This window comes from Psychrobacillus sp. NPDC058041, from assembly GCF_042885655.1.
GTDB lineage: Bacteria > Bacillota > Bacilli > Bacillales_A > Planococcaceae > Psychrobacillus.
This window is the reverse complement of the sequence record NZ_JBHVRO010000011.1, coordinates 90,730-104,974: the sequence shown is the minus strand read 5'-3', so window position 1 is coordinate 104,974 and position 14,245 is coordinate 90,730. Positions and strand designations below refer to the sequence as shown.

12 protein-coding genes are annotated in these 14,245 nt (G+C 36.7%); 1 reads left to right on the top strand and 11 read right to left on the bottom strand.

From position 1 onward, the window contains the following. Nucleotides 1-2: 2 nt before the first annotated feature. The 8 genes from hisG to hprK form a co-directional block, all read right to left on the bottom strand. A complete protein-coding gene (gene hisG / locus ACFVR1_RS16330) occupies nucleotides 3-632 on the bottom strand; it encodes an ATP phosphoribosyltransferase (protein WP_387585532.1) in 630 nt (209 codons plus the stop codon). After that, on the bottom strand, nucleotides 625-1,806 hold the full coding sequence (locus ACFVR1_RS16325) for an ATP phosphoribosyltransferase regulatory subunit (RefSeq protein WP_387585530.1): 1,182 nt from the start codon (nucleotides 1,804-1,806) through the stop codon (nucleotides 625-627). The genes hisG and ACFVR1_RS16325 overlap by 8 nt, the downstream gene beginning before the upstream one ends. 341 nt (nucleotides 1,807-2,147) lie before the next feature. Next, the gene (locus ACFVR1_RS16320) at nucleotides 2,148-3,140 is read right to left on the bottom strand and encodes an NAD(P)-dependent alcohol dehydrogenase (protein ID WP_387585528.1); all 993 of its coding nucleotides are present in this window, start codon (nucleotides 3,138-3,140) and stop codon (nucleotides 2,148-2,150) included. A 243-nt stretch (nucleotides 3,141-3,383) separates the two neighbouring features. Next, nucleotides 3,384-3,890: an acyltransferase gene (locus ACFVR1_RS16315; RefSeq protein ID WP_387585527.1), complete on the bottom strand. Its 507-nt coding sequence runs from the start codon at nucleotides 3,888-3,890 to the stop codon at nucleotides 3,384-3,386. Further along, nucleotides 3,887-4,543, bottom strand: coding sequence for a pyrophosphatase PpaX (gene ppaX, locus ACFVR1_RS16310; protein ID WP_387585526.1), 657 nt, complete (start codon nucleotides 4,541-4,543; stop codon nucleotides 3,887-3,889). The genes ACFVR1_RS16315 and ppaX overlap by 4 nt, the downstream gene beginning before the upstream one ends. Beyond that, nucleotides 4,540-5,478 (bottom strand): nucleoside recognition domain-containing protein, encoded by a 939-nt coding sequence (locus ACFVR1_RS16305; RefSeq protein ID WP_387585524.1) that lies wholly within the window; start codon nucleotides 5,476-5,478, stop codon nucleotides 4,540-4,542. The genes ppaX and ACFVR1_RS16305 overlap by 4 nt, the downstream gene beginning before the upstream one ends. 17 nt (nucleotides 5,479-5,495) lie before the next feature. Then, nucleotides 5,496-6,305 carry a prolipoprotein diacylglyceryl transferase gene (gene lgt, locus ACFVR1_RS16300; protein WP_387585522.1) on the bottom strand — a complete coding sequence of 270 codons (810 nt, stop codon included), beginning with the start codon at nucleotides 6,303-6,305 and terminating at the stop codon, nucleotides 5,496-5,498. Between the two features lie 24 nt (nucleotides 6,306-6,329). Then, nucleotides 6,330-7,265 carry an HPr(Ser) kinase/phosphatase gene (gene hprK / locus ACFVR1_RS16295; RefSeq protein WP_387585520.1) on the bottom strand — a complete coding sequence of 312 codons (936 nt, stop codon included), beginning with the start codon at nucleotides 7,263-7,265 and terminating at the stop codon, nucleotides 6,330-6,332. A gap of 120 nt (nucleotides 7,266-7,385) precedes the next feature. On the opposite strand from hprK, the gene ACFVR1_RS16290 reads away from it, so the two are divergent. After that, entirely contained in the window at nucleotides 7,386-7,949 is a 564-nt protein-coding gene (locus tag ACFVR1_RS16290) for an N-acetylmuramoyl-L-alanine amidase (protein ID WP_387585518.1), read from the top strand. Nucleotides 7,950-8,109: 160 nt separating this feature from the next. Here ACFVR1_RS16290 and ACFVR1_RS16285 read toward each other — a convergent pair whose 3' ends face one another. From ACFVR1_RS16285 to uvrB, 3 genes are all read right to left on the bottom strand, one after another. Then, nucleotides 8,110-9,252, bottom strand: coding sequence for a DUF4097 family beta strand repeat-containing protein (locus tag ACFVR1_RS16285; protein ID WP_387585517.1), 1,143 nt, complete (start codon nucleotides 9,250-9,252; stop codon nucleotides 8,110-8,112). Nucleotides 9,253-9,329: 77 nt separating this feature from the next. Next, the gene (uvrA, locus tag ACFVR1_RS16280) at nucleotides 9,330-12,221 is read right to left on the bottom strand and encodes an excinuclease ABC subunit UvrA (protein WP_387585516.1); all 2,892 of its coding nucleotides are present in this window, start codon (nucleotides 12,219-12,221) and stop codon (nucleotides 9,330-9,332) included. Nucleotides 12,222-12,225: 4 nt separating this feature from the next. Next, entirely contained in the window at nucleotides 12,226-14,208 is a 1,983-nt protein-coding gene (uvrB, locus tag ACFVR1_RS16275; RefSeq protein ID WP_387585514.1) for an excinuclease ABC subunit UvrB, read from the bottom strand. Nucleotides 14,209-14,245: the final 37 nt, after the last annotated feature.

Below are 14,245 nucleotides of genomic sequence, written 5' to 3'. Positions count from 1 at the left end.
CCCTACCTTTTGTTCAATTCATTTTTTAATCGCGCTACGAATTCTTTTATTCGTTCTCGTTTCACTCGATAGCTTACAGGATTAACAATTAGTCGAGAAGATATGTTTACTATTCTTTCATATTCGACTAGTCCGTTTTCTTTTAACGTTTGACCTGTAGAAACGATATCAACAATTCGATCCGCTAATCCAATCATTGGTGCTAACTCAATAGAACCATTTAACTCAATGATCTCCACTTGCTCCCCTTTTTCCTTATAAAAGTTCGTTGCGATGGTCGGATATTTTGTTGCAACTCTTGGTGCTATTTCATTCATTTTCGTATTTGGAAGTCCAGCACTAGCGATATAGCAATTACTAATACACAAATCAAGTAACTCATGGACATCGCGCTTCTGCTCCAACAATACATCTTTTCCAGCAATCCCAATGTCTGCAACTCCATGTTCGACATATACTGGGACATCCATTGGTTTAGCTAAAATAAATTGAATTCGCTCGTTCGGAGCTTCCACGATTAACTTTCTCGAATCATTTATTTCTTTAGGTAAATCAAAACCTGCTTCCACAAACAATTTATATGCTTCTTCAAATATGCGCCCTTTTGGCATTGCAATTGTTAGTTCATTCACGCAAAGAACCACCTTCTGAAACGATTATTACTTCATCAAAGCTTTTAGTATATGCATTTAAATCATTTACACTTTCTATATATTGAAGCGTTACTCGTTCTGCTGCTTTTTTTCTTCTCTCTTCTGCAAGCTCATTTGCTTTGGAATAAAATCCTTCTTGGAATAAAAAGAGTGTATGTTTTTCCTTTATTTCTTTTGGAGGTAGTACTTCTAAGAGTCTATCTACCCTTATCCCAAATCCAATAGCTCCAACTTTTTCATTAAACTGTTTAAATAGTTCATCGTATCTACCGCCGTTACCAATAGGAAACCCACTTCCTTCAGCATGAATTTCAAACAGCATACCTGTGTAATAACTCATATGACTCGCTAGCGTAAAATCAAAAGATACAATAGAAGAATCGCTTAATTGTATTTCTAATAAACGTTGTAATTGTTTCACTTGATCCATTAAATACTGCTGCTCGTCCGTTAAGAATGGTCGCAAACTCTCTAATTCCTTAGAGTCTACTGTATAATCAATCAGTTTTATGAGGTTCTTTTTTTGTTTGTCCAACAGTTGCATTTCTTCTAGCTTTTGTTCAAAACCAACAAGATTTTTTTCTACTAAAAGTTGTCTCAAAGAGTCCACTTGTTCTTCTGTTTTTGTATTATTCGTTAGTATTGCTGATAGCACTCCTGCGTGCCCAATAGTAATTCGAAAGCTCTCTATTCCTAGTGCTTTTATAAGTTCGACTGCTGTATGAATAATTTCGCTATCTCCATACGCACTAAAGTCTCCAATCAATTCTAGCCCCAGTTGTTCAAACTCCGCTGGTCTTCCACCTTCTCGATGTTGTGCACGAAATACGTTTGCGAAATATGCTAAACGTAAGGGATTTTTTTCTTTTAATAGTTTGGAAGCTGCTATTCTTGCAATCGGAGTAGTCATGTCGGGACGTAAAACGAGCATTTCCCCTTGATTGTCTACTAATTTAAATAGTGATGACTCATCTATGGCAGAAGCTTTTCCAATCGTTTCAAAGTACTCGACCGATGGCGTTTTTATAAAGTCATATCCTTTGTTCCGAATAAAATCTCTCGCTGTCGAACGAATATATTCCTTCTGCTCATTTACTTCCGGAAAAGAATCTCTCATTCCTAAAGGTTTCTCAAACATTTGAATCTTACTCATTCGATTCACTCCTAATTTCACTTTAATACACTAGAGTACTAGCGTGATAAATTATTTAAAATTCTATCCTATTTCCTTCAATTCGTCAACACTATACATTCATCCCCAACTTATAAGAAAAAAATGCTCAAAGTACACCTAGGCTCACCATTTCTGAAGATATTACCAAAGAAAACGGCCCGTGAAGTGACTAAATCACTTCACGGGCCATTTTCGGTAATCTTCTGGAGAATGTTTGAACATCGTCCTACATTCGAGATACAATTTCGTACGCAACTTCGCTACTTTATTAATTGATACTACCTATTTTTCTCTATGTCTTGTACAATTACACATCATAGTTATTCAATACTGAGATTGGTCTTATGCTCAACACGGATGATTACCTTTCCCTTTGCATGTCCTTCTCCAAGATACTGTACAGCATCAGCAGCTTTACTCAACGGATATAGTTTATCTATTACAGGTACTATTGTGCCTGCCATAAAGAGCTGCGTTAAATAATTTTGGTCATTTCTATTTGGTTTATAGACCAGGATAGACATTTGCTTTCCCGAGGGTTTAGAAAACAAAGGTCCCATTAACATGCATTGTAAAATTCGATGCAAGGTACCTCCTACCATGACATAGGTGCCCTTAGGATTTAATATACGTTTGAAATCGAAGATAGACCGATTTCCCACAATATCCAGAATAAGTTCATAAGACTGTCCTTTTTGGGCGAAATCCTCTTGGGCATAATCAATAGCTTGGTCAGCCCCCATTGCCAGCAGCATATTTAATTTCTCCGCCTTGTCCACACATGTCACATTTGCTCCATATAATTTTGCAATCTGCAATGCAAACGTGCCAACTCCTCCGCCAGCACCATTAATTAAAACCTTTTGTCCTTCTTTAATTTTTCCATTATCACGAAGTCCCTGTAGTGCAAGGACTGCTGCCTGTGGTATGGACGCAGCTTCTTCGAAAGTCATAGTCGGTGGTTTCAACGACAATGCATTTTCATGAGCACATACATATTCCGCAAACCCACCCCATCCACACCAAGAAATGTCCCCGAAAACCTCATCACCAGGTAATAAATGCTTTACTTCTTTACCAATAGCTTCAACCTTACCTGCTATGTCCGCGCCAAGTATTTTGTATTTTGGTTTAAGAAGCCCTCCAAGACGTGCTAAGAATGGTTTGCCTCTTAGGAGTTCCCAATCCCAAGAATTCACAGAAACAGCATGAACTTTTATTAGAACTTCGTTGTCCTTTAGTGTAGGCTTTTCTACTTCTTTGAGTTTAAGAACTTCTGTCGTTCCGTATTTATTATACATAATCGCCTTCATCAAGGTTTCTCCTTAACTTTTTTAGGTTATTACATACTATTCATGCAAAAGCTTTCTAATAACTTCCGTAAATAATTGCCTCGGCAGTTCAAGAAGACTCTTTACTAATATAAATTCTGTTAAAAATGCTAAAAGCAGTTCGATTTCTAAGGAGAAATCCACTGCTTTTATACTTGTTTTTATATTTGCTATTCTTATGCGGGAACTCTAAAAGAGAACGGCTTATCTATAGAGCTCTTTGTATTATTTATTTCGTTCTAACATTTCTTCTTTTGTATAGATTACGCGCATTGGATTTCCTCCAACAAAACACCCTTCCGGAACATCTCGGTTTACAAGTGTTGCTGCAGAAACTATGGCATCATTACCAATCGTTACTCCGGGAAGTATGGTTGTATTAGCACCTATTAGCACTCTATCGCCAATAATTACATCTCCAATTCGATACTCATCGATTAAATATTCATGTGCTAAGATGGTCGTGTTATAACCGATTATCGAATTGTTACCAACTTTAATACGCTCTGGGAACATTACATCTACCATTACCATCAAGGCAAAAGATGTTTCTTCCCCAATTTTCATTTTGAGAAATACTCGGTAGAAAAAGTTCTTCCAACTTAAAAATGGTGAGTATCTCGCCGCTTGTATGAAAATGAAATTCTTTACTACTTTCCAAAAAGGAACAGTATCGTACACATGCCAAAGTGAATTTGCTCCACTTACAGGATATCTTTCTGTTTTCCTCATACAGTTTGACCTTTTGCTATAGTAAGCAATTCACTAATATGATGAATTATATACGTTGGAAAAAAGGTAGCTAGAAACGCTTCCCCTTTCATGGACCATGCTACAGCTGCAGTATCAACACCAGCTCGTTGACCACCTACAATATCGTGTAAATTATCACCAATCATCAATGCTTGCTCTTTTTCGACACCAAGTCTTGTTAATGCTAACTCAATTGGCTCTGGATCTGGTTTAGTCTTTTTTACATCATCCAAGCCCACAATTGTGTCGAAAAGATCTTCGCATTTCATCAGTTTAATGCCACGATCAATCATATCTCGTCTTTTTGTCGATACGACAGCTAACTTATATCCTTGCTCTTTTAGTTTATATAAAGTATCTACAACGCCATCGAAAGGAACCGCCATTTGATCATGCATGTTAATATTCCACGTTCGATAGGCTTCTATTAGTGACTCTGTTAGAGCTGGGTCGATCGTGTTGAATGACTCAGTTAAAGTTGGCCCTAAAAAAGGAAGAACACTTTCTCTGTCATATTTCCCAGGAAATCTTTCTCCTAAAACATGTAAAAAAGTTTCAATAATTAATTCATTTGTATTTAATAGCGTGCCATCTAAATCAAACAGAATTGCTGTATAAGGATCTCTATTCATGGAGTTACCACTTCCTCTAGTTTTCTCTGATCGGCTTTATTCCAAACAAAGGCGACAATAATCGTCAAAATAAATGCTGTCAATAACCTGATTAAAAATAATGGCAAAATCGGTATTCCTAATGGAATAAAGATGAGCGTATCCTCTATAACAGCGTGACAAGCAACTAAGAAGATAAAAGCGATCGTCGCATCCTTTTTACTTACACCATCTTCTTTGACCGCTTGAATCATCACACCTGCTCCAATAGCTAACCCTGTAATAAGTCCTGCAACCAATGTTAAGGATGCATTTGGCTTTAATCCAATTATTTTAGTAAAAGGACTAATTGCTTTTGAGAATTTTTGTAAATAATTTTTTTCTTTTAAATATTGGATAATAATCATTAATGGGATGACAATAACGGCCAGATGTAAAACTCCAAAAGTTGCTTTTTGTAAGCCAAGGAACACAATCTCTCCCCATCCATTTGGTATATGCTGAGATGCCGTTGCTCCTCCATATTTAGCTATTTCCCCTCCACCATGCCAAACCAAGTTAATAATAATAGCAGAAAGAATAGCTAAACCAAATCGTACGACTAACACTATCCAAAGTTTTACCCCAACTCGAAGAGCTACTCCTGTTTCGATAAAAATATTATGAGAAAAGGAAAGCATCGTCGCTAATATAAATACTTCTTTCACAGTTAGATCCATTGAAAGTATCCCTGCAATTGCCGCATACAAATTCAGTCCATTTCCTAGTACTAACGGAATTGCAGCTTCCCCACGAAGTCCTATTAACTCCATAAATGGAGTTATGAACTGAATTATCCAAGGTAAAACAGGTGTATATTGTAAAATGACAATAATTAATGTGATTGGAAATATTATTTTACTTAATGTCCATGTCGTTTTTAAACCAGCTAACAAACCCCTTTTTATAATCCCCAAAGCTTGCCCAACTTTCTTTACTTATCTAGATATCGTACAGGAGGTTTTATCGTTACTCTTCTGTATATAAATAGAATTATTGAAATTGCAATTGCTAGTAACGAAACAACTTGAGCGGTTCTTAATTCTCCTATTAAATACAGGCTATCTGTACGCATTCCTTCGATAAAGAAACGTCCTACTGAGTACCAAGTTAAATAGAACAGGAACATCTCACCTCGACGTAAATTTACTTTACGAAGCAATATTAGTATTATGACCCCTATAATATTCCATATTGACTCATATAAAAATGTTGGATGATAGTATTTACCTTCAATATACATTTGATCGATAATCCAGTTCGGAAGCTTTAAGTTCTCTAAAAATGTTCTAGTAACTTCTCCCCCATGCGCCTCTTGGTTCATAAAGTTTCCCCAGCGCCCCACTGCTTGGCCAATTAATAAACTAGGTGCCAATATATCAGTTAGTTTCCAGAAAGAAGTTCCTCTTTTTTTCGTAAAGAAATAAGCAGTTAAAAATGATGCAATTAATGCACCATGAATTGCAATTCCACCATGCCATATTTGGATAATTTTTTCTGGGTTCTGACTATAAAAGTCCCATTTAAAGGTAACATAATATATTCTGGCACCCACAATTGCTAAAGGCACTGCCCAAATAAGCAAATCTGTTAAATATTCTTGATGAAACCCTCGCTTCACCATTTCCCGTTGTGCCACTAAAAAGGCTAATATAATGCCACATGCAATAATTATCCCATACCATCTAACTTCGATCGGTCCAAGAGAAAAAGCCACTGGATTAATTGCTTGTAATAAAATCATATGTAACTCCCTTCTGCCATTTCATTAATATTCATTTTCTTCGTTTTGGCTTATCACATCGTCTAAACGTTTTGCGAAGTCCTCTGCTGCATTGACACCCATTCGTTTTAAACGATAATTCATTGCTGCTACTTCAATAATTACTGATAAATTTCGTCCAGGTCGTACTGGAATGGTATGTTTTGTAATAGCGGTATTGATAATTTCCATCTTTTCTTCTTCCAACCCAAGCCGGTCATACGTTTTTTCGGCATCCCATAATTCTAGTTCGATTACTAGAGTGATACGTTTATAACTACGAATTGCACTAGCACCAAATAAAGTCATGATATCGATAATGCCTATTCCACGGATTTCAAGCATATGCTCGATTAGTTTTGGAGCACTACCAACTAGTGTATCTTCTCCTTCTTGCCTAATTTCTACACAGTCATCTGCTACTAATCGATGCCCTCTTTTGACTAATTCCAGAGCGGTTTCACTCTTACCAACACCACTTTTTCCAGTGATTAATACGCCGACTCCGTATATATCCACTAATACTCCGTGGACAGCTGTTGTTGGAGCTAGCCTACTTTCTAAGAAATTTGTAAGCTTACTTGAAAATCTTGTTGTTGGCATATTGGTTGTTAACACTGGAACGGAATTTTTATTGGAAGCTTCAATTAATTCTTCTGGAACTTCCATACCATGCGAAATAATAATGACTGGCGTGTCTTGCGCACATAACTTCATCATTCGTTCTTCTTTTTCTTTTGGTGTTAATAGCTGAAAAAAGGAAACTTCTGTTTTCCCTAAAAGCTGAATGCGATTGGATGGATAATGCATGAAATAACCCGCCATTTCAATCCCTGGACGAGATATATCACTAATTGCAATATGTCGACCAATTCCTTCTTCCCCACTTACTAATGTAAGATTGAACTTTTCTTTTACATCCTTTGTCGTCACATGAGGCATACAATAAGTCTCCTTTCGCACTACTGTTATCACATATTTCTTATTTTAGCATGATTATTCTATTTTATAGTATCCATTTATCTTATCTCTTTCTATTTATTAATAGAAAGGAGAGAATTCATGATGAAAATTATGCTCGATGCGGGTCATGGACCAAATACACCGGGAAAACGAACACCTGATGGTAAGATGAGAGAATTTGAATTTAATCAGGCAGTCGTACATCAAATTAAAGAGGAACTACAGGAATGTGGAGTAATTGTCATTCTAAGCCATATTGGAACTTCTGATGTGCCGCTTAACGAAAGGACAGCTTTAGCAAATAAGCTAGAAGTAGACGCATTTGTTTCTATTCATGCAAATGCGTTTGGCTATTCGTGGAATGAAGTAAGTGGAATTGAAACTTTTACTTATACGAAGCCTTCCGAGGATTCTAAAATACTTGCAAAGTTGATACAAGACTCTTTGAGCTCCATTACAAAGCGGAACAATCGTGGAGTGAAACAAGCCAATTTCGCCGTGCTTCGCGATACTAAAATGCCAGCCGTTTTAGTAGAATGTGGCTTTATGACAAATAAAGCGGAAGCATCATTACTACAATCTGCTTTTTATAGAAGACAATGCGCAAACGCTATTTCAAGCGCTATCCTAAGTTGGGCTCGTAAAATGCAAGATTTCCTTTAATTGCATCTTGTCTACGCTAATTCCTGAGTGCTTTGGACGAAACATCCATTACACTATTATTTCATTCTTAAAAAAAGACTGCAGATAAACTCGTTCTTAATTGAGTTTAACTACAGTCTGAAGCTGACAGAAGCACTTAGCTCTCTGTCAGCTTTTCTGTTTATTCGTCTTCTAATGTATAACGTACAAGGACAGTTCCGGTTTTTGCATCACCGTAAATTCTTAGAGGCTGATCTTCAGATTCTACTATTTTCGTGAATCCGACTTTTTTATTTAATAATTGTTCTGATTGTTTAAGTTGTGTAACATCTGAAAGCTGCACATCTATTTTTCCAAGTTGAGAAGAAGCTTCTCCTTTTAACGAAACATCTTTCCGTACATATAGTTCGACAGATCCTGCGACTGCAGTTCCTTCTATTTTACGTGCTTCCTTATCTTTAGTCGTTAAGATAACATGCCCACTGACAGAAGAGCCTTCTACATCCTTCAATTTTCCATCTACGTAAATCCGCCCATTAATCGTTTCTACCTCAATGGAATCACCTACTACTTGTTGTACTTGAACCGATCCATTTACCGTTTCAATATCTGCTCTTCCAAATTGTAATTCTTCCAATTTCACTTTTCCGTTTGTTGTTTTCACTTTAAACGAATTTGCTTCGATGTTCTTTGCACTAAAATCACCATTAAATAAACGAGCTGATACATCATTATAAACTTTCTTAGGTACATATAACGCAACTTGAACAGATGTTGTTTTCATATCACTATATATACGTAATTTATTTCCTTCTGTTTTAAAAAGAAAATCCGAGTGAAAACGATTTTTCGCTTCTTCTTGTGAAGTGTTTTTATATGATTTAACGGTTACATCTGCGTGTGTATCAGATTCTTCGGTTGGAAAAATTTCAACTTTACCATTTGCAACATCTATAGATATATCATCATATTGCGCTTGTTCTTCTACTAACCTTTCTTGGAAAACTACAGGTTCACCAAAAGGCATTTCAAAATCAAATTCTTTTATTTTATCTACGGTTCCTTGCAAAAACTGCATAAAACGTTCTCCTACTACCGTAAAATCTCTTTTTAAATCTTCTATAAAATCAGAGTTCTGTTGCTTGTTGTACGGTTGTGATTCCGATTGTTCCGTAGATGAGTATCCTTGTTTTTGTTCTTTTTTTACTGGTGTAGTTACAGGTGCTGATTGCTTGCCAAGTGCTTCTAATAAGACTAATGCTTCTTGTGCAGAAATTGTGCCGTTTTCAACCATATCTAAAATACGTTTACGTTCCTCTTGCATAGTGAAAGGCCTCCTCTTAAGTTAAAAGTCTGTTTAACTTCTTACACTATTTAATACGATTAAAGGGAAAAAAAGTTTCATTTGGATTCTACTGCAACTTTTTTCTTTTTAGTTGCTTTTGAAACTACTTCATCCATTCTCTCTCGGTCGCGTTCCAAAATTGTTTTTAGATATTTTCCTGTATAAGAACCTTTTGTTGCTGCTATTTTTTCAGGCGTTCCCACTCCAACGATTGTTCCACCTTTGTCGCCGCCTTCAGGACCTAGATCAATCATATAATCTGCTGTCTTAATAACATCTAAATTATGTTCAATGACTAGAACGGAGTCGCCATTTTCAACGAGACGCTGTAGCACTATAAGCAAACGTGCAATATCATCTACATGTAAACCAGTTGTTGGTTCATCGAGAATATAAAATGATTTTCCGTTTGATCTTTTATGCAACTCCGATGCAAGTTTTACACGTTGAGCTTCTCCACCTGATAATGTCGTAGCTGGTTGACCTAACTCCATATATCCAAGACCTACATCGACAATAGTTTGTAATTTACGGCTAATTTTCGGATGGTTTTCAAAAAATGCTAATCCATCTTCTACTGTCATTTTTAAAACTTCTGCAATATTTTTCCCTTTGTATTGTACTTCCAATGTTTCACGATTATACCGTTTTCCGTGACAAACTTCACAAGGTACATACACATCTGGTAAAAAGTGCATTTCAATTTTAATAATTCCATCTCCGCGACATGCTTCACAGCGTCCACCTTTTACATTAAAACTAAATCTTCCTTTTTTATAGCCTCTTACTTTTGCCTCATTTGTCGCTGAATATAAGTCACGGATATCATCAAATACCCCTGTATAAGTTGCGGGATTAGATCTTGGTGTACGACCTATAGGAGATTGGTCAATATCAATTACTTTCTCCAATTCTTCTATTCCCTCTATGCTTTTGTTTGCTCCCGGTTTCACTTTAGACCGGTTCAGCTTTTGTGCAAGCGATTTATATAGAATTTCATTTACAAGTGTACTTTTCCCAGATCCAGAAACACCAGTTACTGCTGTAAATACTCCTAAAGGAATATCTACACTGACATTTTTCAAGTTATTTTCAGATGCCCCTTTAATTTTGATAAAGCGTCCATCTGGTTTTCTTCTCTCTGTTGGTAAAGGAATGAATTTTTTTCCACTTAGATACTGTCCAGTCAGTGATTTTTTATTTTTCATTACTTGTTCAGGCGTACCTGCAGCTACAATTTCTCCTCCACGAATACCAGCACCAGGTCCAACATCGATTAAATAATCGGCCGCCATCATAGTATCCTCATCGTGTTCTACTACAATTAGAGTGTTACCGATATCTCGCATATTCTTTAATGTCTCGATCAATCGATCATTATCACGTTGGTGTAAACCAATCGAAGGCTCATCCAATATATATAAAACCCCTGAAAGCCTTGATCCTATTTGAGTAGCAAGACGTATTCGCTGTGCTTCTCCGCCTGATAATGTACCTGCTGCACGATTCAATGTTAAGTAATCAAGTCCGACATTTTCTAAAAAGCCTAGACGTTCGTGAATTTCTCTTAAAACTAATCTTGCAATTTGCATATCCTTTTCTGATAATGTCAACTGATTGAAGAAATGGTTTGCTTCTTCAATTGAAAACTCCGTTACTTGAGCAATATGTAAGGAATCCACTTTTACGGCAAGTGTTTCTTCTTTTAATCGATATCCTTTACAAGTTGGGCAATTATGTTGAGCCATATATTTTTCCATTTGTTCCCGAATATAATCCGAGGATGTATCTTTATATCTTCGTTCAATATTGGATAGGACTCCTTCAAATTGAATCTTGTTGTCTCGTACTTGTCCAAATTCATTTTCATAGCGAAAATGAATTTTATCTTCTCCAGAACCATACATAATTTTATTCCACTGATCTATCGGCAATTTCTCTACGGGCACATTCATTTTTATTTTGTAGTGTTTACATACTGCTTCTAATAATTTGGGATAGTACTGTGAGCTTGTTGGTTGCCAAGCAATAATAGCCCCTTCTTCAAGTGTTAGCGATTTATCGGGAACTACTAATTCGGGATCCACTTCTAGTTTTGTTCCTAATCCATCACATTCTGTGCATGCACCGAAAGGACTATTGAAAGAAAACATCCGCGGTTCTAACTCACCTATAGAAAAACCACAAATCGGACATGCATGATGTTCGCTAAATAAAATTTCTTCATGTTCCATCACGTCAATTAATACTTTTCCATCAGCAATTCGCAGTGCGGATTCCAACGAATCACTTAAACGAGGTGCTACTCCCTCCTTCATCACAATCCGGTCAATAACTACTTCTATATTATGTTTTTTATTTTTATCTAAATTAATATCATCATCTAAATCGATTAACTCACCGTCTATTCGGACACGTACATATCCTTGTTTCTTCATATCTTCTAACAATTTCACATGAGTGCCTTTTCTACCAGAGACGATGGGAGCTAATACTTGCATACGCGTTTTTTCAGGATACTCGCTCAAACGATCGACCATTTGTTCAATCGTTTGTGAGCTAATCTCAATACCGTGGGTTGGACATATCGGTTTTCCTACACGGGCAAATAATAGACGTAAATAATCGTAAATTTCCGTTACAGTCGCTACAGTGGAACGTGGATTTTTACTCGTCGTTTTTTGGTCAATAGAAATTGCAGGTGAAAGTCCCTCAATAACATCTACATCTGGTTTATCCATCTGCCCTAAAAATTGTCGTGCATAAGCTGATAGGGACTCCACATAACGTCGTTGTCCTTCCGCATATATCGTATCAAATGCTAATGAAGATTTTCCAGATCCAGACAAGCCTGTCATCACAACAAGCTTATCCCTCGGTATTTTTAAGCTTACATTTTTTAAGTTATGTGCTCGTGCACCTTGTATAATAATCTCTTGATTTTTCACACTATCATCCTTCCAACTTCAATTCCAGGATTGCATCACGTAATTCTGCTGCACGTTCAAAGTTAAGCGCTTTGGCCGATTCCTTCATTTCTTTTTCAAGATTTACTAGTAATGCTGCCTTCTCTTCTTTTGTTAATGGTTTACCACTCGTTAACTGCTGCGCATATGTAGCCTCTTCTTCTGCAACTTGCGATGCACGAATAACCTCTCTAATTTTCTTCTCGATAGTTTTCGGTGTTATTCCATGCTTTTCATTGTATTCTAATTGAATGGAACGTCGGCGTTCTGTTTCATCAATTGCTTTACGCATAGAATCGGTCATTTTATCTGCGTACATGATTACTTCTCCATGCGAATTTCGTGCAGCTCTTCCAATCGTTTGAATTAAGGAACGTTCGGAGCGTAAAAATCCTTCTTTATCGGCATCTAAGATTGCGACAAGGGATACTTCTGGAATATCAATGCCTTCTCGAAGTAAGTTAATACCGATTAATACATCATACGTTCCCAAACGGAGTTCTCTTATTATTTCAATTCGTTCTAGTGTTTTTACTTCAGAATGCAAATATTGAACTTTAATTCCAATTTCTTTTAAATAATCGGTTAAGTCCTCTGACATTTTCTTCGTTAATGTTGTTATTAGCACTCGCTCATTTTTTAGGGTTCTCTCATGTATTTCATTGATTAAGTCATCTATTTGACCTTCAATTGGTTTCACTGTAATAACTGGATCTAATAACCCTGTTGGACGAATAATTTGTTCGACCATATCCGGAGTATGTTCTAATTCGTATGGACCTGGAGTAGCGGATACGAAGATAGCTTGATGAACATGATCTTCATATTCGCTAAAAGTAAGCGGTCGGTTATCAAGAGCAGATGGTAATCTGAAACCATGATTTACTAGTACCGACTTTCTTGCTTGGTCACCATTATACATTCCTCTTACTTGGGGTAACGAAACATGACTTTCATCTACTACTATTAAAAAGTCTTTCGGAAAATAATCGAGCAACGTATACGGTGTTGCCCCTGCTTCACGCAAAGTTAGATGACGAGAGTAGTTTTCAATTCCTGAACAAAAACCCATTTCTCTCATCATTTCTAAATCATAGTTTGTCCGCTGTTCCAATCGTTGTGCTTCTAGTAACTTGTCTTCACTTCGTAAAATTTTAAGTTGTTCCTCTAGTTCTTTTTCTATATTTTCAATAGCTAGGAGCATTTTTTCTTCACGTGTAACGAAGTGGGAAGCCGGAAATATTGCTACATGATCTCGTTCCGCTAATATCTCCCCTGTCAATGCGTCTACTTCACGTATTCGATCAATATCATCTCCAAAAAATTCTACTCGTAGACATTTTTCATCGCGAGAGGCTGGAAAAATTTCCACAACATCGCCTCTTACGCGAAATGTCCCTCGTGTAAAGTTAATATCATTTCGCTCATATTGAATATCAACTAACTTTCGCAGAAGCTGGTTCCTTTCTATTTCCATGCCCGTTCGAAGTGAAACGACCATTTCTTTATATTCCTCTGGATTTCCGAGACCATAGATACAAGAAACTGACGCAATAATAATGACATCTTTTCTTTCGAACAAAGAAGATGTCGCCGAGTGACGAAGCTTATCAATCTCTTCGTTTATACTCGAATCTTTTTCTATATATGTGTCCGTTTGTGGTACGTACGCTTCCGGTTGATAATAATCATAATAACTGACGAAATATTCCACTGCATTATTTGGAAAGAACTCTTTAAATTCACTATATAGCTGTCCTGCAAGTGTCTTATTATGCGCCATCACAAGTGTTGGTTTATTTGTTTGTTGAATAACATTTGATATTGTAAACGTCTTCCCGGTACCAGTAGCACCAAGCAACGTTTGATGTTTTTTTCCTTCTCGCACACCTTCTACTAGTTGTTCGATTGCTTTTATTTGATCCCCTGCTGGTTCATACGGAGCTTGTAAATCGAATAGTTGATCCATAGTATGCCTCCTACGGTTTAGATGTTTTTAGTTTAAC

What these genes read in the sequence shown, in the direction of transcription:
- hprK (WP_387585520.1), bottom strand. Translation starts at nt 7,265, where the DNA reads ATGCCTCATGTGACGACAAAGGATGTAAAAGAAAAGTTCAATCTTACA.
- ACFVR1_RS16285 (WP_387585517.1), bottom strand. Translation starts at nt 9,252, where the DNA reads ATGCAAGAGGAACGTAAACGTATTTTAGATATGGTTGAAAACGGCACA.
- ppaX (WP_387585526.1), bottom strand. Translation starts at nt 4,543, where the DNA reads ATGAATAGAGATCCTTATACAGCAATTCTGTTTGATTTAGATGGCACG.
- ACFVR1_RS16320 (WP_387585528.1), bottom strand. Translation starts at nt 3,140, where the DNA reads ATGAAGGCGATTATGTATAATAAATACGGAACGACAGAAGTTCTTAAA.
- ACFVR1_RS16325 (WP_387585530.1), bottom strand. Translation starts at nt 1,806, where the DNA reads ATGAGTAAGATTCAAATGTTTGAGAAACCTTTAGGAATGAGAGATTCT.
- uvrB (WP_387585514.1), bottom strand. Translation starts at nt 14,208, where the DNA reads ATGGATCAACTATTCGATTTACAAGCTCCGTATGAACCAGCAGGGGAT.
- lgt (WP_387585522.1), bottom strand. Translation starts at nt 6,305, where the DNA reads ATGATTTTATTACAAGCAATTAATCCAGTGGCTTTTTCTCTTGGACCG.
- ACFVR1_RS16290 (WP_387585518.1), top strand. Translation starts at nt 7,386, where the DNA reads ATGATGAAAATTATGCTCGATGCGGGTCATGGACCAAATACACCGGGA.
- ACFVR1_RS16315 (WP_387585527.1), bottom strand. Translation starts at nt 3,890, where the DNA reads ATGAGGAAAACAGAAAGATATCCTGTAAGTGGAGCAAATTCACTTTGG.